The sequence below is a fragment of the Rhodococcus sp. P4_F3_2 genome (genome assembly GCF_056401335.1).
Genome location: NZ_JBFUJN010000058.1, coordinates 1 through 24530, shown reverse-complemented (window position 1 = coordinate 24530; position 24530 = coordinate 1). Strand labels below are relative to the sequence as shown.

Below are 24530 nucleotides of genomic sequence, written 5' to 3'. Positions count from 1 at the left end.
GAACGGTCCTCGCCCGGCGGCCGGGCGAGGTGCGGTGCTGCTCCGACGTAGGGCTACTGCTCGCGCAGGCGTGAATCCAGCACGGCCAGTTGAATTTTGCTGGCATCCGTGTGTACTTGACGACCTTTGTCGGTGACGTCGATGAAGACTCCGCGCCGGTCAGCCTCGCACAGTGCTCGCTGAACCAGTCCGGCCTTCTCGAGGCGGGCGACGCTGCGGGAGAGCGCACTGGGACTCAGGTACATCTCCGAAGCCAGATCCTGCATCCGTGGACGCTCACACGAGGTGTCCATGAGTCGGTCGAGGGCCTCGAAGTCGCTCATACTCAGGCCGTGCGCCGACTGCATCTGGCGATCGAGTTCGCATGCGATGTCGTTGTAGCTGGTCGACAACGAGCGCCAGGTGTTGCGCAATTCCGATTCCGACGTCACGACCGCATTCTAGTTGAAGACTCGATTACGTGCAATTGCATTAAATGCTTGTGCATTAAGTGCATGTGCATCTATTCTCGCTGACGTGACTTGCACAGACTCGACACTCAAACCATTCGATTCGCCGGAATCCCCGGGTTCTACGGAATCCACGGATCCGGCCACAGGAGAGGGCTGGTTCCTCAAGCTGTGGGGCATCCTCGCGGTGCTCTGCCTCGTGTTGTTCCTCGACGGTCTCGATGTGTCGATGGTGGGCGTCGCTCTACCGTCCATCGGCAATGAACTGGGCCTGTCCACTACTTCGCTGCAGTGGATCATCAACGGCTACGTCCTCGGATTCGGCGGCTTGTTGCTACTCGGTGGACGTACCGCCGATCTTCTCGGGCGCAGGAAGGTCTTCCTGATCGCGCTGACCGTGTTCGCAATCGCTTCGCTGGTCGGTGGCCTTGTCGACAACGGAACACTGCTGATCGCATCACGATTCGTGAAGGGACTGGCGGCGGCCTTCACTGCGCCGACTGCAATGTCCATTCTCACCACGACGTTCAAAGAGGGCCCGGCCCGTAACCGTGCGCTGTCCGTGTTCTCCGTGTTCGGCGCCAGTGGTTACTCGTCGGGCCTGATCCTGGGTGGGCTGTTGACCAGTGCCGGTTGGCGATTCACGTTCCTGATGCCGGTTCCGTTTGCCGTCATCGCGCTGATCGGTGGGTACTTCCTCATTCCGCGGGACCGTCCCGCAGATACCGGGGGACACGACCTCGTCGGCGCCGTCACCCTGGTGACGGGAATGCTTCTCACGGTCTACACGATGGTCTCGGCTCCGACCCGTGGGTGGGCACACCCGATGACGCTGGGTTCGTTCGCCGTCGCAGCCGTGCTTCTGGCGACGTTCTTTTTCGTCGAGAAGAAGGTGGCTCATCCACTTGTGCGACTTGGGCTTCTGCGCGTCGGCACCATCGTTCGTGCGAATCTGGCCATCATCGCGCTCTTCGGTTCCTACCTGAGCTTCCAGTTCATGATGACGATCTTCCTGCAGTCGGCCCTCGGCTGGTCGCCGCTGAAGATGGCGATGGCACTGCTCCCCGCGGGCATCATCGTCGCCTTCGGATCACCGTTCGTCGGACGGTTGGTCGACCTGTACGGCAGTGCCAAGCTCATCATCGCGGCACTGACCTCGCTCAGCGTCGGGTACCTCTGGTTCCTCTTCGCGGGCAGCGATTCACCGTCGTACGTCGTGGCGATTCTGCCGAGCGTCATCCTGCTCGGACTCGGATTCGCGTTGGGCTACACCTCGATCATGGCCCAGGCCACCTCGGGCGTCGACGACTCGGAGCAGGGTTTGGCGTCCGGGCTGGTGAACACCTCCGCTCAGGTCGGTGCGGCGCTCGTACTCGCTCTGACTACCGCCCTCGTGACCGCCGGATCGCACACCGCGTCCGGTGCCGGTACCGCCGGATTCGAACAGTTCCATCCCGGATTGATCCTGGTTACCGGAGTCGCGCTGGTGGGCTTGGCGATCACCGTCTCGCCGCTGGTACGTGGAAGGTCGCTGCGGGGAAGATCCGTGCGTGAAAGGCGCGCTGAGGAAGAAAAGGAATTGGCCGAGGTCAACTGAATACTTGCTTCATCCGCGAATGCGCTCGGCCGCGTAGGAGACAATCCTGCGCGGCCGAGTTGCTGTGTCTGAACTATCGGGTGGCAGATTTCGGGGCTGCGTCTTTCAGGGCTGCGTCTTTCAGGGCTGCGTCGAAACTCGTCGACGTAGCTTGCGAACCGAGAATCAAGGCAAGGCGCACCAACATGGCTTCGCGGTCGGGCGGATCAGCCTGATCCAGTGCATTCGACAGTGTCAACCAGATGTGCTCGCGGTGGCCCTCGTCGTCGATCACCGCAGTTGTCGCCGACTGTGCCGTATCGAAGTGCGTCGGCGCAGTGCCGGCGGTGAGGTGCTTGGCCACGTCGTTCAATTGCGTGGGATCGCTGATGCGGCAGAGCGCCAATCCGTCGGGCCGAATCACGAAGATCTCGCCGACACAAGCACCGAGGGCAGATGCGAGATTGCCTTCGGCATCGGGAATCGTGGAGTCGGTAGTTCCCGCGGTGATCACCCGTACGGTTTCCGGTGCAAGGGCCTGAGCAAGGATTTCGGCTTGCGTGTCGAGTTCGGATTCCAGCTCAGCTGACAGTCCGAAAGCCAGCAGGCCGAATCCAGTACCGCGCAGACTGTTCAAGGAGGTTTTCGAACCGTCCGCCGAGACCTGGACGACTCTGTCTTCCAGCGGATCCCCGGGTAGTACGCCCTCGGTGCCCGCAGCTGTGGGCCACGTCAGCGGCGAGAGACGGGCGTGCGTTGCACTCGACTGGCGCGGGTTGATGAGGTGCGCGAATTCGCTTCGCTTGGTGGCGAGTTCGAGTACGGCGTCGCGGGTGGTTCGGTAGCCGTGACTGCCGGGCGACATGATGAGCGTCGACTTGCCTGCATTGTCGACGTTCTGCTGCCACGCGCTACGACGTTCCTTCGAATACGCGTCGAGGATGGCGGTATCGGCAGCTCCGTTGATGACGGCCGCCAGTTGCCACACCAGGGTCTCGGCATCTTCCATGCCAGAGTTGAGGCCACGAACACCGAAGATCGGAACGAGATGCGCGGCGTCGCCGGCAAAGAGCACACGGCCGTGAGTGAAATCTTCGAGGGCGAGTGCATGGGCGCGGTAGAAGCCGAACCATTCCAGGGTCCAGGGGATGTCGCTCTCGAGCCATTCGAGGTGACGCGTGATGCGGTCACGGATGCGATCTTCTTGCGTCTCCGCCTCCGGATCGTCCGACGCGTCGAGCTGGTAGTCGATGCGCCAGATGTCCCGTGGTTGGCGGTGCATGATGATCGTGGAGCCCGGGTTGCTGGGTGCGTCGAACCACACCAGACGCTCGGCCGGGAGTTCCGATTCCCAATGAATGTCGGCAATGACGTAGTTGCCCTCGTAGCTGTTGCCCTGCAAGCGGATTCCGCTGAGTTCGCGCATCTTGCTGCGTCCACCGTCGGCAGCCACGACCCACGCCGCACGCAGTTCGCGGGTTCCGAACGCGGTGTCGACGGTCAGAGTTACCTCGTCGTCACCGCCGGAGATGCCGGCGATCGACGACGACCAGTGGAAGTTCACCAGTGGGTGGGCGAGCAATTTGTCGGTCATGATCTGTTCGAACTCGGATTGCGAGACGTTGACCATGGGTCCGCGCGCGTCGTGCTCGGCGGATGCCATCCGGAACTGCAGTACTTCCTGATCGCGGTAGTAACTCCGACCACCCACCCACGGCAGAACGATGTCGTCCAGCTCGGCACCGAAACCAAGGCGTTCGGCAACTTCGAGGCTGTGCCGTGACACGCAGATCGCGCGACTGCCGAACGAGACCTGATCGGCCGCTTCGAGAATCGTGACGGCAATGCCGCGCTGCGCCAAGCCCATGGCTACGCCCATGCCGACTGGGCCGGCTCCGACGATCACGACGGGAAGTGCGTCGGCCGAAGGCGCCAGGGAAGCGAAGTCCTCGGGGGTGTACTTCTTCGGATGAAAGTAGGTCGACATGGTCACGAGGCTTTCTGTGCGGCAGTGTTTTTCGGGATCAGTTGAGGTTCCGGGAGTAGCAGGATGGAAACCAAGCTGATCACGGCAATGATCACGAAGTAAACGGTGATGGCGAACGAGGTGTCGAAGGCGGCGTAGAGCGCGGTGGCGATCATCGGGGCCAGACCGCCGCCGAGGATTGCGCCGATCTGGTAGCCGAGTGACGCTCCGCTGTAGCGGATGTGTGCGGGGAACAATTCGGCGAACAGCGCCGCTTGTGGGCCGGCGCAGCAGCCGAGCGTGAAGCCGAGGGCGATCATCGATACGAGCATCACCGGGACGATCGCCGTGTCGATCAGCGGAAAGAACACCGCTGCCGCCACTACCAGGGCGATCGAACTGCGTATGTAGACGGTCCGGCGTCCGAGAGTGTCCGACTTGTGAGCGCTGAAAGCCATTCCCGCCATCCAGAACGGGCAGGATGCGATGAGGAGGAAGAGCATCGTGGTCTTGCTGAAGCCGAGTTCGGACTCGCCGTATTTGAGCACGTAAACCATGTACGCGTACGCAATTCCGTTTGTGGCGATGAAGGTTCCACCGGCGAGGAGCACTGTCTTCCAGTGTCTGGTGAGAACCTCGAGAATCGGTATGGACTCCGCCGGTGCTTCGGACTTCGAAGCGGTGAACTCGTCACTTTCCTCGAGGCCGAGACGGATCCACATCGCAACGCCCACAAGAACTGCGCTGAGCAGGAACGGGATTCGCCATCCCCAGGAGTTGAATGCATCGTCGTCCATGAAGGCGGCGAGGGGGAGATAGACGAGATTGGCCACCAGTACGCCTGCGGGAACACCGATTTGTGGTGCGCTGCCGTACAGCCCCTTCTTGCCCTCCGGTGCGTTTTCGGTGGCGACCAGAACTGCGCCGCCCCACTCGCCGCCGACACCGAGTCCCTGAACGAATCGCAAGGTCACCAGGAGTATGGGGGCGAAGACGCCGATGGCGGCGTAGTTGGGTAGCAGGCCGATGGCAACGGTGGCGCAGCCCATCAGCATCAACGAGGTGACCAACATGGATTTGCGTCCGATGCGGTCGCCGAAGTGGCCCATCACGATTCCGCCGATGGGACGCGCGACGAATCCGACGGCGAGGGTGGCGAAGGCGGCCAGGGTGCCGGCCAGATCGGACGTGCCGGGGAAGAACTGCTTGCCGAGCACGAGCGCGGCGGCGGTGCCGTAGATGAAGAAGTCGTACCACTCGATGGCGGTGCCGACAAAGCTGCCGAGGGCGGCCTTGCGCGCCTTGACCGTCGCGGCGGTGCGCGTAGCGGTCGGTGAGGCGATGGAGGTCATGAAGTGCCTTTCGAGATGAATGTGGCTTGAAGAAACAATGACGTGCGCCACAACAATTGAAAAGCGAAAGAATTGGAGGTTATTGCACGGAAAATGCGTGGAATCAGCTCCGCTGCCTGGTAGTGGGACTATTGGGCAGGTTCCGAGGGTGAAACGAATTCTATGAAAGCGCGTGCGACGCGGCTGAGGCGAGTGTTCTGGTGCCACGCRAGAACTACGTGCACCGACGGCACGACAGGGGAAGCGATGGTCTTGACGACTACCTCGAGCCCCTCGTACGTGACGTCCATCTTGGGGCGCTGGAGTAACAGCGTCCAGCCGAGTCCGCGTCCGACAAATGCCCGCGCCGTCTCGAAGTTCGCGGTTCTGTATGCAACCTTCGGGATGAATCCGCCTGCGCGGCAGACGTCGAGCGCGTGTTTGGTGCTCGGCGGCGCGTCGAGGAGAACCATCGGGTGGTCCGCGAGGTCCGGAAGATGGATCGGTCGCTCGGACCGCGCGAGTGGGTGTTCTGCACCCAGGACGATCAAGGGTTCGCGGATGGCCAACGGAACTGTGCGCAATTGTGGAGACAGGTCCAGGTCGTAAGCGATCGCGAGGTCCAACTCGCCGTTCTCGAGATGTGTCTGGAGCCGATTCTGAGTGTCCTCGCGGAACTCCACCTGCGCGTCGGGATTCTCACGGGTGAACCCGGCGATCATCGACGGCAATACCGTCGGCCCCAGAGCGGGATAGCAACCGATCGCGATGGGCCCCGACACGTTTCCGCCGGTTCCGAGCGCATCGGATTCGAGCTCCCCGGCTTGCTGAAGTAGCGCCCGGGCGCGCACCAGAACGGATTCGCCGGTGCGGGTCAGTTGAATGCCGAATGAGCGACGGCGAACGCACAGTTGAACTTTGAGCGCGCGTTCGAGTTCGGTGAGCGACGCGGACAGGGCAGAGGGGGAGAGGTGCAAGCGCTCGGCCGCGGCGCTGATCGTCCCGGTCTCGGCTACCGCGACAAACGCAGCAAGCTGACGCATCGTGTACGTGGGAGCAGGATCGATGCGAGGCATGAGATCGACAGTAGTCGGATAGATTGCCCTGTATATTTTGGTGCGGCACCGTGGAGAAGTCGAAGATCAATCGCTGACCTGCGTCTTCGTGGTGCCCCCGGCAGGATTCGAACCTGCGACCTTTCGCTCCGGAGGCGAACGCTCTATCCCCTGAGCTACGGGGGCGCACCGAATACTCGGTGTGCCGATTGGGCTGCGTTAGCGTAGCGCATCACGGGGGGACAAGACCAAACCGGCACCCGTCTCGGCATGGCGTCGTCGCGGGAGGCAGTCGAGGATGCGGCCGGGGACCATGGTCGTCGAATCATCTGTACCGACTGACTCGGATGCTTTTTACGCCTAGGCTCGGCTCTGAGCACAGGCTCGGGCGGACTGCTCGGGCACCCTCGTGAGGTACGGGAGTCGTTGATGACCGATCACCACTATTCCGAAGACCAGCTCGCGCTCGACCTGAAGTGGTGGGCAGCGGCCAACTACCTGACCGTTGCGCAGATCTATCTGAAAGACAACACGCTTCTGCGGGAACCGTTGCGAGCCGAGCACATCAAGCCTCGACTGCTCGGGCACTGGGGGACCAGCCCCGGCCTGTCGATGATCTACACGCTCCTCAATCGGCACATCGTCACCACTGATGCGGACTGGCTGTACGTCACCGGCCCGGGGCACGGCGGCCCGGCGCTGGTCGCGTCGACGTATCTCGAGGGAACGTATTCGGAGATCTATCCGGAAGTCTCGGACGACGCCGAGGGTATCCACCGGATGTGTCGGCGATTCTCGGCTCCCGGCGGAGTGCCCAGCCATGTGAGTGTGCAGACACCCGGAAGCATCCACGAAGGCGGCGAGCTCGGCTACGCCCTTGCACATGCGGCCGGCGCTGCCTTCGATCATCCGAACCTCGTGGTGGCCTGTGTGATCGGCGACGGCGAAGCCGAGACCGGGCCGTTGTCCGGCTCGTGGAAGCTCCCGGCGTTCCTCAATCCACGACGCGACGGCGCGGTGTTGCCGATCCTGCACGTGAACGGCGCCAAGATCGCGGGCCCGACCGTGTACGGGCGCAGCAGCGACGAGGACATTCAGGCCTACCTCGGCGGCCAGGGGTGGGCGCCGATCGTCGTCTCCGGTGACGACCCCGACGTCGTGTTTCCTCAGTTGTATCAAGCGATCTCGCAGGCACACGAGAAGATCCGCGAGATGCAGGGTGCCGCACGCCGCGGCGACGAGTGGACGGGTTCGTGGCCGGCAATCGTCTTGCGGACGCCGAAAGGATGGACCGGTCCACACACCGTCGACGGAATCTTGGTCGAGGGCACACATCGTGCGCACCAGGTGCCGTTGTCCGGCGTGCGAACCAACGAATCGCATCTGCGGCAACTCGAAGAGTGGATGCGGTCGTACCGTCCGGACGAGTTGTTCGACGCCAACGGATCACTCGTCGCGGACCTGGCGGCGCTCTCGCCGGCGGGGGACAAGCGCATGGGGAGCACTCCCTACGCGAACGGTGGACGACTTCGCGTCGATCTCCCGATGCCGCCGCTCGAAAAGTACGCGCTTCCCATCCAATCCCCGGGTTCGACCTTCCACGAGACGACCCGAGTTCTCGGCGAGCTTCTGCGCGACATCTACGCCGCCACGGAAACCGAGGACAGCGGCGGGATCTTCCGACTCTTCTGTCCGGACGAGACGTCGAGCAATCGCCTCGGCGCCGTGTTCGAGACAACCGACCGCTGCTGGCAACTGCCGATCACCGACTACGACGACGGACTGTCCTCGGACGGTCGTGTCATGGAGGTCCTCAGCGAGCACCTCTGCGAGGGTTGGCTCGAGGGCTATCTGTTGTCCGGTCGACACGGGATGTTCGCGAGCTACGAAGCGTTTGCGATGGTGAGTGTCTCGATGCTCATCCAGCACGCCAAGTGGCTCCAACATGCCGTCGACCTGCCGTGGCGGGCGTCCGTCGCTTCGCTCAACGTGCTGCTGACCAGTACATGCTGGCGCAACGACCACAACGGATTCAGTCATCAGGGCCCCGGCATGATCGACGCCGTTATTCCATTGGCACCCAGTGTGATCCGCGTGTGGCTACCGCCGGACTCCAACACCTTGCTCTCGATCTCGGACCACTGCCTGCGTAGTACCGACCACGTCAACCTGATAGTCGTGGACAAGCAACCGCACCTGCAATACCTCACGCTCGAGCAAGCGCACGAGCACTGCGCGGCGGGCGCTTCGGTGTGGGAATGGGCCGGAACCGAAGCACGCGGACAGGAACCGGACGTGGTCCTGGCCGCCGCGGGAGATGTGCCGACGCAGGAGATCCTGGCTGCTGCACAGTTGCTGCGCGATCACACGCCAGAACTGATCACCCGCGTCGTCAACGTCGTCGATCTGATGGCCCTGCTGACCCCCACCGAGCATCCACACGGATTCGGGGAGAGGGTCTTCCTCGATCTGTTCACCGTGCAGACCGAGGTCGTGTTCGCATTCCACGGATACTCGCGTGCGGTGCACGAACTGATTCACGGTGGTTGTCCTCAACAAGATGAGCCGCTACCACCTGGTGATCGAGGCGCTACGACGCTCCAAGCGTCGGCCGGCCGGGGCGTCCGAGTTGGCGGAGTTCTGCCGCACACAGCTCGAAAAGCACTCGCGTTACATCGTCGAGCACCTCGAAGACATGCCGGAGGTAGAAAACTGGACCTGGTCCTGAAATTCAGGACCAGGCCCAGTTGGGTCTGAGTTCTCAGTTCAGTTCATGGGCAGCGGCACTGCGCCGCGAGCTGCCAACATGTCGGTCATCAGCTTGGACTCGCTCTGCTGCGTGTTGACCATGGTCTGCGCCAGGCTGCGCACCGGACCCTCGGTGGCGTCGGCAGCTGCGTACTCCATCATCGGAAGCCCACCTTCGTGGTGACGAAGCATCAACTGCAGGAACAAGGTGTCGAGTTGCAGGCCTTCCGCCGCGCGGAGAGCCGCGAGGTCCTCGGGGGACGCCATGCCGGGCATGGTGTCGACCGGGCCGGAATGAGCCATGTCCATCGTGGCCGAAGTCCCGTGCGATCCGTGGCCGGAGCCCGAATCCGACGACATCCACTCCATGTACGGCCCCACCTTGGACAGCGGCTGATCCCACATGGTCAGCCACGCCTGCATTTGACCGAGCTGGTTCTGCTGCGTGGTCAAGATGTCGAACGCCAGCGTGCGCACATCGTTGTCCGTGGACTTCGTCAGGGCGATGGACGCCATGTCGACGGCCTGGCTGTGGTGCACGCTCATGTCCTGAGCGAAGCCCACGTCCACCGAATCCGATGCCGGAACGGTCAGTGACGACTTCGCATCGGGTCCGAGGAGGTTGGTCAGTGCGCCGAGGGCAAAACCGACGGCGATCGCGCCGATCAGACCGATGATCAGCAGTGCGGTGCGCTGACTCGGCTTCGAAGGCTGATCGGTGGTCTCTGAACTATTCACCGGACTATCCACCGGCGGGAATCTGCTCGTCGGTGGCCGGGGTAGCGCCCGTGCCGTCCATCTGGATGGCGTCGGCGCCCGGAGGCGTCGGATCGAACGGCGACGTCGACGGGGTGAACAGCGGGTTGGTGCAGCTCGCTCCGACCTCGGGGTAGACGTTCGGGTTCTGGTTCAACGCGGTGATGAACTGATCGATGCGATCGTCGTCGGCCTTGTCGATCTCGAGGCGATGGCCCCACGACTGCAGAGAAATGGGGCTGCTCTGGCCGGGGAACGGCGACATCAGCATGTAGGACTTGCCGTTGACGCGTCCGGCGAGGCTGTCGATCTGGTCCTGGTCGACGAGATCGGGGTTGTACGTGATCCAGATGGCGCCGTGCTCGAGCGAGTGGACGGCGTTCTCGGTGCGAATCGGGTCGGCGTACACGGTTCCGGTGCAGTTCGCCCAGGTGGCGTCGTGCGGGCCACCGAACGGCGGGGTCTGGTCGTACGCCACGCGCTGAGTGGAATCGACGTGCTGGCCGGCCGGGTACTCGATCTTGAGGACGCCGTCGATCTTGTCGGACGGATCCTTGTTCTCGGAGCTGTACTTGTACGGCTCGAGGGCCTGCCGCTCCTCGACCTTGGGCCACAGATTGATACCGAGCACGGCGATGAGTGCGAGCACAGCCACACCGGCGCCGATCGACAGCCAGGGGATCTGGCGGGGAGCGGGGACGCCGCCCTTGCCCTTCTTGGCCGGCCGACTGTTCTTGTTGGCGGCCTTGATGGCCTTGGCTGATTTGGCCCCGGAGTTCTTGTTGGGACCGCGACTATCGGAACCGCTTGGCATCGATTGGGCTCTTTCGGTGTGTGGGCTTGAGGTGTGGCGCGCCCGCGCATGAAGGTACGCGGTGGTAGCTCGGGCATTACCACTGTACTTTCCGAGTCTGAGGGCAAACTTTGAGAGTGGCGTGCGACACGCCACAGCGGCCCCGCGCACGTTCACGGAGAGCGAGGCGTGAGGCGAGTCTCCACTTCCGGTGTGCAGGCAATAGGATGAATACCTGTGACTCCAGCTGACCTTGCCGAACTGCTCCGCGGAACCGCAGCGAGCGTCCTTGCCGATCGTGGCCTCGACGTATCCGTGCTGCCCGAAACCCTTACCGTCGAGCGACCACGCAACCCCGAGCACGGCGATTACGCCACCAACATTGCCATGCAGGTAGCCAAGAAGGTCGGCACCAATCCCCGCGAGCTGGCGGGCTGGATCGCCGAAGCCCTCACCGCTGCCGACGGAATCGAATCCGCCGAGATCGCCGGACCCGGCTTCCTCAACATTCGGTTGGACAAGGACGCCCAGGGCGCGATCGTCGTGTCGGTTCTCGAAGCCGGTGCGTCGTACGGCTCGGGTGACTCCCTCGCCGGCAAGAAGATCAACCTCGAATTCGTCTCGGCCAACCCCACCGGACCGATTCACCTCGGTGGAACCCGTTGGGCTGCAGTCGGAGACGCGCTCGGACGCATTCTGTCCGCGCAGGGTGGATTGGTCACACGTGAGTACTACTTCAACGATCACGGTGCCCAGATCGACCGCTTCTCGCGTTCGCTGATCGCTGCAGCGAAGGGTGAACCTGCTCCGGAAGACGGTTACGCCGGTGCATACATCGCCGACATCGCCGCCTCGGTTCTGAAGCAGCGTCCCGACGTCATGGGGCTGCCCGCCGACGAGCAGCAGGAATCCTTCCGCGCCATCGGCGTCGAATTGATGTTCACGCACATCAAGCAGACCCTCCACGACTTCGGCGTGGACTTCGACGTCTACTTCCACGAGAACTCGCTCTTCGAATCCGGTGCGGTCGAGAAGGCCGTCGAATCCCTCAAGGGTTCGGGCAACCTATTCCACGAAGACGGTGCGTGGTGGCTCAAGAGCACCGACTACGGCGACGACAAGGACCGCGTCGTCATCAAGAGCGACGGCAACGCCGCCTACATCGCCGGTGACATCGCCTACTTCCAGAACAAGCGCGCCCGCGGGTTCGACCTCTGCATCTACATGCTCGGCGCCGACCATCACGGATACATCGGCCGTCTCAAGGCTGCCGCGGCCGCATTCGGCGACGATCCGGACACCGTCGAGGTGCTGATCGGCCAGATGGTCAACCTCGTCAAGGACGGCACTGCCGTCAAGATGAGCAAGCGCGCAGGCACCGTCATCACCCTCGACGACCTGGTCGAGGCAATCGGCGTCGACGCCTCGCGTTACGTCATGATCCGCTCGTCGGTCGACTCGAGCATCGACATCGATCTCGACCTGTGGACCAAGACCAGCAGCGAGAACCCCGTCTACTACGTCCAGTACGCGCATGCACGCCTCTCGGCGATCGCTCGCAACGCCGCAGACCTCGGTCTGTCCGCCGACGCGAGCAACCTCGCCCTGCTCACCGTCGAGCAGGAGGGTGACCTCATCCGCACGATCGGCGAGTACCCACGCGTCGTGTCGAGCGCGGCGAATCTGCGTGAGCCGCACCGTATTGCCCGCTACCTCGAAGAACTCGCGGGTGCGTACCACCGCTTCTACGGCGCGTGCCGCATCCTTCCGCAAGGCGACGAAGACGCCACCGACRTGCACCGCGCGCGTCTGGCTCTCTGCGCCGCCACCCGACAGGTCCTGGCCAACGGCCTCGAACTGCTCGGCGTCACCGCACCGGAGCAAATGTGAACGCGCACCCCGCCGGCCCCAAGCATGCCGAGCAGTTGCAGGCCCCCGGCTTGCCCGACCGTCCTGCCAGCCCCGAAGCCTTCGGTGAACTCTCACCGCAGGTGTGGCCGCGCAACGCTTCTCGCGGCGACGACGGTGAAGTGACCCTCGCGGGTGTCAAGGTCGGTGAACTTGCCGAGAAGTACGGCACCCCGCTGTTCGTCATCGACGAGGACGACTTCCGCTCGCGCTGCCGCGACATGGCCCGCGCCTTCGGCCCGGATGCCAAGGTGCACTACGCATCCAAGGCATTCCTCTGTGGCGAGATCGCACGCTGGGTCGCCGACGAAGGCCTCTCGCTCGACGTCTGCTCCGGCGGCGAACTGGCGATCGCGTTGCACGCGGACTTCCCGGCCGAGCGAATTGCCATGCACGGCAACAACAAGTCAGTCGCCGAACTGGCCGCTGGTGTCGCCGCGGGCGTCGGACACGTCGTGCTCGACTCGGCGATCGAGATCGACCGACTCGATCGTGTCGCCGGTGAGGCCGGTGTCGTTCAGGACGTGTTGATCCGACTGACCGTCGGCGTCGAAGCGCATACCCACGAATTCATCTCCACCGCACACGAGGACCAGAAGTTCGGTTTCTCGCTGGCCGGGGGAGCGGCGATCGACGCGGTCCGTCGCGTCTTCGCTGCCGACAACTTGCGATTGGTCGGCCTGCACAGCCACATCGGTTCGCAGATCTTCGACGTCGACGGTTTCGAGGTGGCAGCGCACCGCGTGATCGGTTTGCTCCGCGACGTCGTCACCGAGTTCGGAGTCGAGAAGACCAAGCAGATTTCGATCATCGACCTCGGCGGCGGCATGGGGATCTCGTACATCCCCTCCGACGACCCGCCGCCCGTCGACGAACTGGCAGCAAAGCTCGGCCACATCGTGCGCAACGAGTCCGCCCTGGCCGGATTGCCGGAGCCGACGCTTGCCGTCGAACCCGGCCGCGCCATCGCCGGACCTGGCACGGTGACGCTCTACGAGGTCGGCACCATCAAGGACGTCACGGTGGGTAGCTCGCTGACACGCCGCTACATCAGCGTCGACGGCGGGATGAGCGACAACATCCGCACGTCCCTCTACGGTGCGGAGTACGAAGCCAAGTTGGTTTCGCGAACTTCCGAGGCTGATCCCGTCGTTGCACGTATCGTCGGTAAGCACTGCGAGTCCGGTGACGTGGTCATTCGGGACACCTGGATGCCCGAGGACGTCGGGCCCGGTGATTTACTAGCGGTAGCAGCGACCGGTGCATACTGCTATTCGATGTCGAGCAGGTACAACCTGCTCACCCGCCCAGCCGTGGTGGCGGTGCGTGACGGAGTCTCACGCGTGATTCTGCGGAGGGAAACAGTGGAAGATCTGCTCAGCTTGGAGGTATCGCAGTGACGAGCGAATCGGCGCATCGCGCTATCGGTGTGGCCGTTCTCGGCCTCGGCAACGTCGGGAGCGAGGTCGTCCGGATCATTCGTGAGCAGGCCGAGGAACTCGAAGCTCGCGTCGGCGCCCCGTTGGAACTGCGGGGAGTTGCCGTCCGCCGTATCGGCTCGGACCGCGGAATTCCCGAGGAACTGCAGACGACGGACGCCGAGTCCCTGGTCGGTCGTGACGACGTCGACATCGTGGTCGAGGTGATCGGCGGAATCGAGCTCCCTCGCAAGCTGATTCTCTCTTCCCTCAACTCCGGTAAGTCGGTCGTGACCGCCAACAAGGCGCTGCTCGCGGACCACACCGGTGAATTGGCGGAGGCTGCAGAGGCCAACTCTGTCGACCTGTACTTCGAGGCCGCTGTTGCCGGTGCGATCCCCGTGATCCGCCCGCTCACACAGTCGTTGGCCGGAGACCGTGTCAACAAGGTCGCCGGAATCGTGAACGGCACCACCAACTTCATCCTCTCCGCGATGGACGAGACCGGCGCCGACTACGAAGAGACCCTCGCCGAAGCCGGACGCCTCGGATACGCGGAAGCCGACCCGACCGCGGACGTCGAAGGCTACGACGCCGCGGCGAAGGCTGCGATCCTCGCGTCGATCGCGTTCCACACCCGCGTCACTGCCGCGGACGTGTACCGCGAAGGAATCTCCACGATCACCTCTGCCGACCTGGCGTCGGCGAAGGCACTCGACTGCACGATCAAGTTGCTCTCGATCTGCGAGCGCATCGTCACGCCCAAGGGCAAGGAGCGGATTTCCGCTCGCGTGTACCCGGCGCTGGTTCCGCTCAGCCATCCGCTGGCCTCGGTCAACGGCGCGTTCAACGCCGTTGTCGTGGAAGCAGAGAACGCCGGCCGGCTCATGTTCTACGGCCAGGGCGCTGGCGGCGCCCCCACCGCTTCCGCGGTGATGGGTGACCTGGTGATGGCGGCGCGCAACAAGGTTCACGGCGGCCGCGGCCCCCGCGAGTCCAAGTACGCCAAGCTCAAGGTCGCCCCGATGGGCGACATCCTCACGCGCTACTACGTGAACATGGAGGTCGCGGACAAGGAAGGTGTGCTGTCCGCAGTCGCCGCCGAGTTCGCCAAGCACGGCGTGAGCATCTCCGTCGTCCGCCAGGAGGGCGCCGGCGCCGGCGCGCGTCTGGTGGTCGTCACTCATGTAGCAACCGACGCGGCTCTCTCCGAGACCGTGGCGGCCCTCAACGAACTCGAATTCGTCACCGCTGTGACCAGCGTGCTGCGACTGGAAGGCACTGAACAATGACCGGCATCGTCAACCCCGTCCACAAGGCATGGCCGGGTCTCATCGAGGCATACCGGGACCGTCTCGCGATCGGTGACAACTGGAAGACCGTCACCCTGCGCGAAGGCGGCACCCCGCTCCTGCCGGCCGGCCACCTCTCCGAGATCACCGGCTGCGACGTCTACCTCAAGGTCGAGGGTCTCAACCCCACCGGTTCCTTCAAGGACCGCGGCATGACGATGGCCGTCACCGACGCCTTGGCCCGGGGCCAGCGCGCAGTTCTGTGCGCGTCCACCGGCAACACCTCCGCCTCGGCCGCTGCGTATGCAGCCAAGGCAGGCATGACCTGCGCCGTGCTCATCCCGCAGGGCAAGATCGCCATGGGCAAGCTTGCGCAGGCAGTCATGCACGGCGCCAAGATCATTCAGGTCCAGGGCAACTTCGACGACTGCCTCGAACTGGCACGCAAGACCACGGCGGAATTCCCCACCATCGGTCTGGTCAACTCCGTCAACCCGGTGCGCATCGAAGGTCAGAAGACCGCGGCATTCGAGATCATGGACGTGCTCGGCAAGGCTCCCGACGTGCACGCTCTCCCGGTCGGAAACGCAGGAAACATCACCGCGTACTGGCGCGGATACTCCGAGTACTACGCCGACGGTCTGACCACGGTCAAGCCCCGCATGCTCGGCGTCCAGGCAGCCGGTGCGGCTCCGCTGGTCAACGGCGCACCCGTCAAGGACCCCGAAACCATCGCTACCGCAATCCGAATCGGTTCCCCCGCTTCCTGGAACGGCGCTGTCGCCGCGAAGGAAGAGTCGAACGGTGCATTCCGTGCCGCCACCGACGAGAAGATCCTCGAGGCTTACCGTCTGATCGCCGCCACCGAGGGCGTCTTCGTCGAACCGGYGTCGGCAGCCAGTGTCGCCGGCCTGCTCGCCGCACGTGCAGAGGGCTGGCTCGAGCCGGGCCTGACCGTCGTGTGCACGGTGACCGGTAACGGTCTCAAGGATCCTGACACGGCTTTGAAGGGTATGCCGAACGTCGAGCCGATCGGTGTCGATCCCGTTGCCGTCGCGGCTGCCCTCGAGCTTGCATAGTGTCCGTGGATTCATCGACCACTCCGCGGAATCCGGTGTCTGACATGACTATAACCCTGCCTATCGGCCTTTCGGTGACTGCTCGCGTCCCGGCCTCGAGTGCAAACTTGGGGCCGGGGTTCGACACCCTCGGTCTGGCGTTGGGGTTGTACGACGAAATCGTGGTCACCACAACGGATTCGGGCCTTCAGATTCGCGTCGAAGGTGAAGGCGCTGCCGACGTACCTTGGGGTCCTTCGCATCTCGTAGTTCGCGCTATCGAGCGCGGTCTCGAAGCGGCCGGGGTGTGGGCCAGTGGCCTGGACGTGTTGTGCCGCAACGCGATCCCGCACTCGCGAGGGTTGGGATCCTCGGCTTCTGCGGCTGTCGGCGGACTGGCAGCAGCCAACGGTCTTGCGCGCGCACTCGATGCCGAGATCGGCTTGACGGAAGAGCAGCTGGTTCAACTCTCGTCCGAGTTCGAAGGTCACCCGGACAATGCGTCTGCCAGTGTTCTCGGTGGCGCAGTCGTCTCGTGGAGTTGCCCACCGGCCGTCGAAGGCGACGAGCCGATCTACTCCGCGGCGAAACTCGATGTCCATCCCGACATCCGTGCTGTGGCACTGGTTCCCGAGGAGCGGTCGTCCACCGCACACACTCGCGGCCTCCTGCCCGAATTGGTTCCGCACCAGGATGCCTCGTTCAACGCGAGCCGCAGCGCGCTGGCCGTCGTTGCGCTCACTACTCGGCCCGATCTGTTGATGGCAGCCACCGAGGATCGCCTGCATCAGGCACAGCGTGCACCCGCGCTGCCGCTCACGACGCGATGGATCGGAATCCTGCGCAAGGCGGGCATTGCCGCGACCGTTTCGGGAGCAGGCCCCACCGTGTTGGCGCTCAGCACAGAGCCTTTCCCCGTCGAGCTCGCCGAAGCGGCGCGGGCAGACGGACTACGTGTGCTCGAATTGGACATCGCCGACGGCGTCGAAGTATCCACGACGACGGTCTGATTACTGCCTTGGTCCTGGTGATCGCCCACTACCGATCGGTAGTGAACTGACACACCCAGTCGTCCAAATTCTTGCCGGACGCAGGTTTGGACGCTATCCTGGGCTATGTCCGTACATCGTGCGCGTCAGTCGCCGGTGCATCACCAGGGGGCAAAACTCCTTCCCAATCGGGGTCCACAGTCCTTGGCATGATTCTCGCAGGCATGATTCTCACGCTTGTACCTTCTCCGAAGGTTTGAATCCTCCGCGGATCGAACACTCAGAGGTTCCATATCTCTGGGGTTCAACACACGGGGGAGTGAATCGTCGACGAAGGCGCGTTGGGCAGGTTTGCGAGCGCATGAAAAGTTTGAGGCGAGAGTTTCCGACAATCATGTGACGGCGGACAAGCCGGCAGTTCTGGACAGCAACCACGTACGGCACCACCGAGTTCGGTATTCAATCGAACTGCGGGACGAACCCTCGACTTTGCGCAGTGCGAGTGAGGGAAGGAAAGGACCTCCGTGACCGATACGGACCTCATCGCCACTTCTGCACCCGCCGGGTCGGAATCAGGCGACAATTCTCAGGCGTCATCTTCAGCATCGAACGGTGCGGTGGCGACCTCCACGAAGCGTGCCGAAACGCGCCGTGGTGCCGGACTCTCCGGCATGGTGCTCACCGAACTCCGCACTCTTGCGGGTGAACTGGGCATCAAAGGCACTTCCGGCATGCGCAAGGGCGACCTGATCGCAGCCATCAAGGAGCGCCAGGGCGGCAGCGCAAAGGCTGCACCCGCACAGAGCGAACTCACTCTCGACGACGCACCCGTTGCGCGCACTCGTGCCAAGAGCACCCGCGCCGCACGCACCGAAGCCCCCGCAGCCGAAACGGCTCCCGCGGCAGAATCCGCTCCTGCCGAGGCAGCGCCTGCGCGTACCGAATCCGCCGAGGATTCCGATCAAAGCGCACCCCGTCGTGGACGTCAGCGTCGCGGCGCCGCTCGTCGTGCAGGTTCACCCGACCAGGGTGAACTGAGCATCGAGCAGGACACTCCTTCGGCAAAGTCCGATGCGGACACCTCGAAGGCCGCCGATACCTCGAAGGTCGCCGAGACCGCCAAGGCTGAGGCTCCGGCCGAGCGTCCTGCGCGCACCGAGGGCAAGTCCGACGCTGATCAGGCTCCCGCCGAGCAGGGCAACGAGCGTCCCCGCCGCGAGCGCAACCGGGACAATCAGGGCCAGCGAGACAACCAGGGCCAGCGCGAGAACCAGGGCCAGCGCGAGAACCAGGGCAACCGGGGCAACCAGGATCGGCAGGACCGTCAGGATCGCGGCAACCAGAACAACGCTGGCCAGAACAACGCCGGTCCGCGTACGGACAACCGCAACAACGGACCGGACGACGACGAAGAGGGTGGACGCGGACGCCGCGGACGCCGTTTCCGCGAGCGCCGTGGCCGTGGTCGCGACCGCGGTGAGGGTGGCGCACCCAACGATTCGCGCGAGACCGAAATCCGCGAGGACGACGTCCTTCAGCCGGTCGCCGGCATCCTCGACGTCCTCGACAATTACGCCTTCGTGCGTACGTCCGGGTACCTCGCCGGTCCCAACGACGTCTACGTCTCCATGAACCTGATCCGCAAGAACGGCCTTCGCCGTGGCGACGCCATCACCGGTGCCGTCCGCGTCTCGCGTGACGGTGAGCAGGGCAGCCAGCGTCAGAAGTTCAACCCGCTGGTCCGCATCGACACGGTCAACGGCGGCGACGTCGAGGCCGCGAAGAAGCGCCCCGAGTTCAACAAGCTCACGCCGCTGTACCCGAACCAGCGTCTGCGCCTCGAGACCGAGCAGCACATTCTCACCACGCGTGTCATCGACCTGGTGATGCCCATCGGTAAGGGCCAGCGCGCCCTCATCGTGAGCCCGCCCAAGGCCGGTAAGACCAGCGTGTTGCAGGCGATCGCGAATGCCGTCGCCACCAACAATCCTGAGTGCTACCTGATGGTCATCCTCGTGGACGAGCGTCCCGAGGAAGTGACCGACATGCAGCGCAGCGTGAAGGGTGAGGTCATTTCCTCCACCTTCGACCGCCCGCCGGGAGATCACACCGCAGTTGCCGAGCTGGCAATCGAGCGTGCGAAGCGCCTGGTCGAGATGGGTAAGGACGTCGTCGTACTCCTCGACTCCATCACGCGTCTGGGTCGTGCGTACAACAACTCCTCGCCGGCGTCCGGACGCATCCTCTCCGGTGGTGTCGACTCGACGGCGCTCTACCCGCCGAAGCGTTTCCTCGGCGCTGCCCGCAACATCGAGAACGGCGGATCGCTCACCATCATCGCCACCGCGATGGTCGAGACCGGATCCACCGGCGACACCGTGATCTTCGAAGAGTTCAAGGGCACCGGCAACGCCGAGCTCAAGCTCGATCGCAAGATCGCCGAACGCCGCGTGTTCCCGGCCGTGGACGTCAACCCGTCCAGCACGCGTAAGGACGAGCTGCTCCTGAGCCCGGACGAAGCTGCTGTGCTGCACAAGCTCCGCCGCGTCCTGTCCGGACTGGACTCGCATCAGGCCATCGATCTGCTGATCGATCGACTGAAGAAGAGCAAGAACAACCTCGAGTTCCTGATGCAGGTCTCCAAGACCGCACCGGGTGCGATCGACGACTGATCGACTCGACGTCAAAGGCCCACAACCAGCTGGTTGTGGGCCTTTTGCGTGGGCGGAACAAAACCGAGGGGCAGTGCGTTGACAACTTCGTACAGCCACCCCGAGGCGTGCGAGACGCGGATTATCTGGTGAGGTACCGCATCTGGCATACTGAACGGCCGAGTCCGGTTCCGGTTCACGATGTCGATTGGCGACGTCGACCCGGCGACCATTGAAAGGGACACCATGAAGGCAGGAATCCACCCAACCTACGTAGCGACCACCGTCGTCTGCGGTTGCGGTAACACGTTCGAGACCCACAGCACCAAGGAGTCCGGACGCATCAACGTCGAGGTTTGCTCGCAGTGCCACCCGTTCTACACGGGCAAGCAGAAGATTCTCGACACCGGTGGACGGCCATGCGCAGATCGGGCGTCGGCTTTTTTGTGCCTGCACTCGGTTTGCGCGTTTCCCGGGTCCCGGCGTCGAAATACCTTCAAGCGCGCACCGTAGGAATCGAAACTCAGAGCGGAGCGAACCATGGCAGGCGCAACCCAGCCCTCGGCCATCGACGACATCTTGGCGGAGCACGCCGGTCTCGAAGCGCAGATGTCCGATCCGGCGCTGCACAACGACCCTGCCGCTGCCAGGCGCGTCGGTAAGCGGTTCTCCGAGCTCTCGCCGATCATGTCGACGTACAACAAGCTCACGGCTGCGCAGGACGATCTGGAAGCTGCGCGCGAACTCGCCGCCGACGATTCCAGCTTCGCCGCCGAGATCCCCGATCTCGAAGCCGAGGTCGCGCAGCTCGAGCAGACGCTGACCGATCAGTTGGCGCCGCGTGATCCGCATGACGGCGACGACATCGTCCTCGAAGTGAAGTCCGGTGAGGGCGGCGAAGAATCCGCGCTCTTCGCCTCGGACCTGGCCCGCATGTACGTCCGCTACGCGGAACGGCACGGCTGGCGCGTCGAGATCCTCGACGCGACGGTCTCCGATCTCGGCGGATACAAGGAAGCAACGCTGTCGATCAAGAGCAAGTCAGACACCCCGGACGGAGTGTGGGCGCGGCTGAAGTTCGAGGGCGGGGTTCACCGCGTCCAGCGAGTGCCCGTCACCGAATCCCAGGGACGCGTTCACACTTCGGCCGCCGGCGTTCTGGTCTACCCGGAGCCCGAAGAGGTCGAGCAAGTCCAGATCGACGAGAGTGACCTGCGTATCGACGTCTACCGTTCGTCCGGCAAGGGCGGTCAGGGCGTCAACACCACCGACTCCGCGGTTCGAATCACGCACCTTCCGACCGGCATCGTCGTCACCTGCCAGAACGAGCGCTCGCAGCTCCAGAACAAGGCGCGTGCCATGCAGGTGCTTGCAGCCCGTTTGCAGGTAGTCGCCGAGGAAGCCGCGGACGCAGAAGCGTCGGCAGGTCGCCAGAGTCAGGTTCGGACGGTGGACCGTTCGGAGCGCATCCGCACCTACAACTTCCCTGAGAACCGCATCACCGATCACCGCATCGGATTCAAGTCGCACAACCTCGACGCAGTGCTCGACGGTGAGCTCGATGCACTTCTCGACGCATTGGGCAAGGCGGACCGAGAGGCACGTCTCGCGGCCGAGTAGATGCAGACCATGACTGACCTCCGTCCCGCCGGGAACTCGGTGAACCGCGTGTCGGTTGAGCGTGGCAGGCTGTACCCGTGAGTCGACTTCCACTTCGTTTGGCGCTGATCGAAGCTGCAAAACAGCTCGACGCCGCAGGTGTGCCCAGCCCACGCACCGACGCCGAGTTGTTGGCATCCCACCTGCTCGGCGTCGAACGCACGCGTCTTGGGCTGATTCCGTTGGTCGATCCTGAGGTCATCGCGGCGTTCGACGAGTTGGTTGCGCAACGCGTGAAGCGGATTCCGTTGCAGCACATCATCGGAGTCGCATCGATGGGCAACATCGACGTCGCTGTCGGTCCGGGTGTCTTCATTCCGCGGCCCGAAACCGAATTGCTCATGGGTTGGGCGCTCTCGTTCCTCGAAGGTTGCGGAAGTAAGCCGCCGGTAGTTCTGGACCTGTGCACGGGATCGGGTGTACTCGCGCTGTCCATCGCCGAGGCCCGTCCAGACGCCGTCGTTCACGCCGTGGAGAAAGAGCCCGCCGCGTTGGCGTGGGCGCGTCGTAATGCTGCCGACCGCGAGGCCGCCGGTGATACACCGATCCATCTGCATCAGGGTGATGTCACCGATCGGAACCTGTTGCCAGGGCTCGAGGGCGGCGTCGATCTGGTCGTGTCCAATCCGCCGTACATCCCCGAAGGCGCGCWATTGCAGCCTGAGGTCATGGATTACGACCCGCACACCGCGTTGTTCGGTGGCGCCGACGGTCTGTCCGTCATCAAACCCATGATCAGCAACATCGCGAGGTGGCTTCGAATCGGCGGCGCGGCAGGCATCGAGCACGACGACACCAACGGCGACGGCGTCGCTGCSCTGTTCTCGGCGCGCCGGGTGTTCGGCGACGTTGCACAGCATCCCGATCTTGCCGGTCGTCCGCGTTTCGTCGTCGCCAGACGTGTCGCCACCGACGTCGAAGCGCAGCGGAATCGAACGCCCGAAGTGCAGAGTGAAAGGATGGCTGAGTGAGCACCGTGTACGACTGCAGTCAGACAGATTCCCGAACCGCAGGCTTGGCCGCCGCGAAGAACGCGCTCAAGGCCGGCCGACTCGTAGTTCTCCCTACCGACACCCTTTACGGACTCGCCGCGGACGCGTTCGACAGCGAAGCTGTCACGAGTCTGTTGCGTGCCAAGGGACGCGGGCGAGACATGCCCGTCCCGGTACTGGTCGGATCGTGGAACACCATCGACGGGCTCGTCTACAGCGTGCGCCCCCAGGCCCGGGATCTGATCCGCGCGTTCTGGCCCGGCGGACTGAGCTTGGTCGTCGAGCAGGCGCCTTCACTTGCCTGGGACCTCGGTGATACCCGCGGAACCGTCATGCTCCGCATGCCGCTGCACCCGGTTGCCCTCGAACTGTTGCGCGATGTCGGACCGCTTGCCGTCTCGAGCGCCAACATTTCGGGGCGTCCGCCGGCAACTACCGTCGAGGAAGCCCGAGATCAGCTCGGCGGATCTGCCAGCGTGTACCTCGACGGGGGCAAGGCCGAACACGCCGTTGCTTCCACGATCGTCGACCTGACCGGCAATTCACCGCGTATCTTGCGAGTGGGTGCCGTCTCGGCAGAATCCATCGCCGAGGTATTGGGCACCAGTCCGGAAAGCCTCGTAGAGGGAGTTTCGTAACGATGGTCGGCGCCGGCGGCGAGCGCGCGGGGGAATCCACGTATTGGGGACCGGATTTCGGTGAGCTTGCCACGGCGGACCCCGAGATCGCGGCTGTTGCGCTGGCCGAACTCGAGCGTCAGCGCGGCGGGCTTCAACTCATCGCGAGCGAGAACTTCACCAGCCCCTCGGTACTGGCTGCCTTGGGTTCGACCCTGAGCAACAAGTACGCCGAGGGCTATCCGGGTCGGCGTTACTACGGCGGGTGCGAGTACGTCGACGTAGCCGAGAATCTGGCGATCGACCGGGCAAAGGCACTGTTCGGCGCCGAGCACGTCAACGTCCAGCCGCATTCGGGTGCCACCGCGAATCTCGCGGTGTACGCCGCATTCGCCAAGCCAGGCGACACCGTATTGGCGATGAGTTTGCCGCACGGTGGGCATCTGACTCACGGGTCTCGGGTCAGCTTTTCGGGGCAGTGGTTCACCACCGTTCCCTATCACGTCGATTCGGCCACCGAATTGATCGACTACGACGAGGTTCGCACCCTGGCTCTGGCGCACAAGCCGAAAATCATCGTCGCCGGCGCGACCGCGTACTCCCGAACCATCGACTTCGCAGCCTTCCGGTCGATCGCGGACGAGGTCGGTGCGATCCTGTGGGTCGATGCCGCCCACTTCATCGGACTCGTGGCAGGCCGGGCGATACCGTCGTGTGTTCCGTATGCCGACGTGGTCTCCGCGACGACGCACAAGGTCCTCAGAGGCCCGCGCGGCGGAATGATCTTGTGCCGCAGCGAGCATGCCTCTGCTGTCGATCGCGCGGTGTTCCCCTTCATTCAAGGCGGCCCGATGATGCATGCGATCGCTGCGAAGGCGGTTGCCTTCAAAGAAGCGTCGACGCCGGAATATCGTTGGTATGCACAGGAAGTGGTTGTCAATGCGTCGGCGCTCGCGCAGTCGTTGGAAGCTCGCGGCCTGCGCACCGTTTCCGGTGGAACCGACACGCATCTGGCGCTTCTCGATCTGCGCGCAAGCGGTGTCACCGGCGTCGACGCCGAGCGTAGGTGCGGACTGGCTTCGATCACGCTCAACAAGAACGCGATTCCGTTCGATCCGCAGTCGCCGGCCGTCACGTCCGGAATCCGCGTCGGATCCGCGGCCGTGACGACCCAGGGATTCAACACGTCCGACATGAGCGTCRTGGGGGAGTTGATCGCGCGTGCAGTCGTAGCGGATCCAGCCACCACGTCAGGGGAGGCCGAGTTGGCAT

General features: G+C 63.9%; 18 protein-coding genes, 1 tRNA gene and 1 pseudogene. 13 read left to right on the top strand and 7 right to left on the bottom strand.

The features are described from left to right. Positions 1-53: 53 nt before the first annotated feature. Positions 54-431, bottom strand: coding sequence for a MarR family winged helix-turn-helix transcriptional regulator (locus AC1DWA_RS31490; RefSeq protein ID WP_019749191.1), 378 nt, complete (start codon positions 429-431; stop codon positions 54-56). Between the two features lie 85 nt (positions 432-516). On the opposite strand from AC1DWA_RS31490, the gene AC1DWA_RS31485 reads away from it, so the two are divergent. Beyond that, entirely contained in the window at positions 517-2046 is a 1530-nt protein-coding gene (locus AC1DWA_RS31485; protein WP_477846153.1) for an MFS transporter, read from the top strand. Positions 2047-2119: 73 nt separating this feature from the next. Here AC1DWA_RS31485 and AC1DWA_RS31480 read toward each other — a convergent pair whose 3' ends face one another. The 4 genes from AC1DWA_RS31480 to AC1DWA_RS31465 all read right to left on the bottom strand — a co-directional run bounded on the left by AC1DWA_RS31480 (position 2120) and on the right by AC1DWA_RS31465 (position 6563). Then, complete coding sequence (locus AC1DWA_RS31480; RefSeq protein WP_477846159.1) at positions 2120-4012, bottom strand: FAD-dependent monooxygenase; 1893 nt, start codon at positions 4010-4012, stop codon at positions 2120-2122. A gap of 2 nt (positions 4013-4014) precedes the next feature. Continuing rightward, the gene (locus tag AC1DWA_RS31475) at positions 4015-5343 is read right to left on the bottom strand and encodes an MFS transporter (RefSeq protein WP_416315512.1); all 1329 of its coding nucleotides are present in this window, start codon (positions 5341-5343) and stop codon (positions 4015-4017) included. A 128-nt stretch (positions 5344-5471) separates the two neighbouring features. Next, a complete protein-coding gene (locus tag AC1DWA_RS31470; RefSeq protein WP_019749187.1) occupies positions 5472-6398 on the bottom strand; it encodes a LysR family transcriptional regulator in 927 nt (308 codons plus the stop codon). Between the two features lie 89 nt (positions 6399-6487). Beyond that, positions 6488-6563 (bottom strand) — tRNA-Arg (locus AC1DWA_RS31465). Positions 6564-6806: 243 nt separating this feature from the next. Between AC1DWA_RS31465 and AC1DWA_RS31460 the strand changes: the two are divergent. Further along, positions 6807-9105 (top strand): annotated as a pseudogene (locus AC1DWA_RS31460) (phosphoketolase family protein). Between the two features lie 38 nt (positions 9106-9143). Here the strand turns inward: AC1DWA_RS31460 and AC1DWA_RS31455 are convergent. Together AC1DWA_RS31455 and AC1DWA_RS31450 are read right to left on the bottom strand one after the other, a co-directional pair. Next, on the bottom strand, positions 9144-9863 hold the full coding sequence (locus AC1DWA_RS31455; protein ID WP_019749185.1) for a DUF305 domain-containing protein: 720 nt from the start codon (positions 9861-9863) through the stop codon (positions 9144-9146). 4 nt (positions 9864-9867) lie between these two features. Next, positions 9868-10695 (bottom strand): DUF3105 domain-containing protein, encoded by an 828-nt coding sequence (locus AC1DWA_RS31450; protein WP_021334274.1) that lies wholly within the window; start codon positions 10693-10695, stop codon positions 9868-9870. A gap of 216 nt (positions 10696-10911) precedes the next feature. Here AC1DWA_RS31450 and argS point away from each other — a divergent pair, with 216 nt between their 5' ends. The 11 genes from argS to AC1DWA_RS31395 all read left to right on the top strand — a co-directional run. Beyond that, a complete protein-coding gene (gene argS / locus AC1DWA_RS31445) occupies positions 10912-12564 on the top strand; it encodes an arginine--tRNA ligase (RefSeq protein WP_477917489.1) in 1653 nt (550 codons plus the stop codon). Beyond that, complete coding sequence (gene lysA / locus AC1DWA_RS31440; protein ID WP_019749182.1) at positions 12561-13982, top strand: diaminopimelate decarboxylase; 1422 nt, start codon at positions 12561-12563, stop codon at positions 13980-13982. The genes argS and lysA overlap by 4 nt, the downstream gene beginning before the upstream one ends. After that, the gene (locus tag AC1DWA_RS31435) at positions 13979-15292 is read left to right on the top strand and encodes a homoserine dehydrogenase (RefSeq protein ID WP_007726192.1); all 1314 of its coding nucleotides are present in this window, start codon (positions 13979-13981) and stop codon (positions 15290-15292) included. Before lysA ends, AC1DWA_RS31435 begins: the two co-directional genes overlap by 4 nt. Continuing rightward, entirely contained in the window at positions 15289-16371 is a 1083-nt protein-coding gene (thrC, locus tag AC1DWA_RS31430) for a threonine synthase (RefSeq protein ID WP_477917487.1), read from the top strand. Before AC1DWA_RS31435 ends, thrC begins: the two co-directional genes overlap by 4 nt. Before the next feature lie 44 nt (positions 16372-16415). After that, the gene (gene thrB, locus AC1DWA_RS31425; RefSeq protein WP_477846156.1) at positions 16416-17360 is read left to right on the top strand and encodes a homoserine kinase; all 945 of its coding nucleotides are present in this window, start codon (positions 16416-16418) and stop codon (positions 17358-17360) included. 503 nt (positions 17361-17863) lie between these two features. Then, positions 17864-20011, top strand: a complete 2148-nt coding sequence (gene rho, locus AC1DWA_RS31420) for a transcription termination factor Rho (RefSeq protein ID WP_477846157.1) — start codon at positions 17864-17866, stop codon at positions 20009-20011. A gap of 225 nt (positions 20012-20236) precedes the next feature. Further along, entirely contained in the window at positions 20237-20503 is a 267-nt protein-coding gene (gene rpmE, locus AC1DWA_RS31415) for a 50S ribosomal protein L31 (protein WP_477917485.1), read from the top strand. Positions 20504-20530: 27 nt separating this feature from the next. Further along, positions 20531-21610, top strand: a complete 1080-nt coding sequence (gene prfA, locus AC1DWA_RS31410; RefSeq protein ID WP_003941341.1) for a peptide chain release factor 1 — start codon at positions 20531-20533, stop codon at positions 21608-21610. Positions 21611-21687: 77 nt separating this feature from the next. Continuing rightward, positions 21688-22620 carry a peptide chain release factor N(5)-glutamine methyltransferase gene (prmC, locus tag AC1DWA_RS31405; protein WP_477917483.1) on the top strand — a complete coding sequence of 311 codons (933 nt, stop codon included), beginning with the start codon at positions 21688-21690 and terminating at the stop codon, positions 22618-22620. Further along, positions 22617-23279: an L-threonylcarbamoyladenylate synthase gene (locus AC1DWA_RS31400; protein WP_003941345.1), complete on the top strand. Its 663-nt coding sequence runs from the start codon at positions 22617-22619 to the stop codon at positions 23277-23279. Before prmC ends, AC1DWA_RS31400 begins: the two co-directional genes overlap by 4 nt. Before the next feature lie 2 nt (positions 23280-23281). After that, on the top strand, positions 23282-24530 hold a 1249-nt coding region (locus tag AC1DWA_RS31395; protein WP_477917481.1), incomplete at its 3' end, for a serine hydroxymethyltransferase.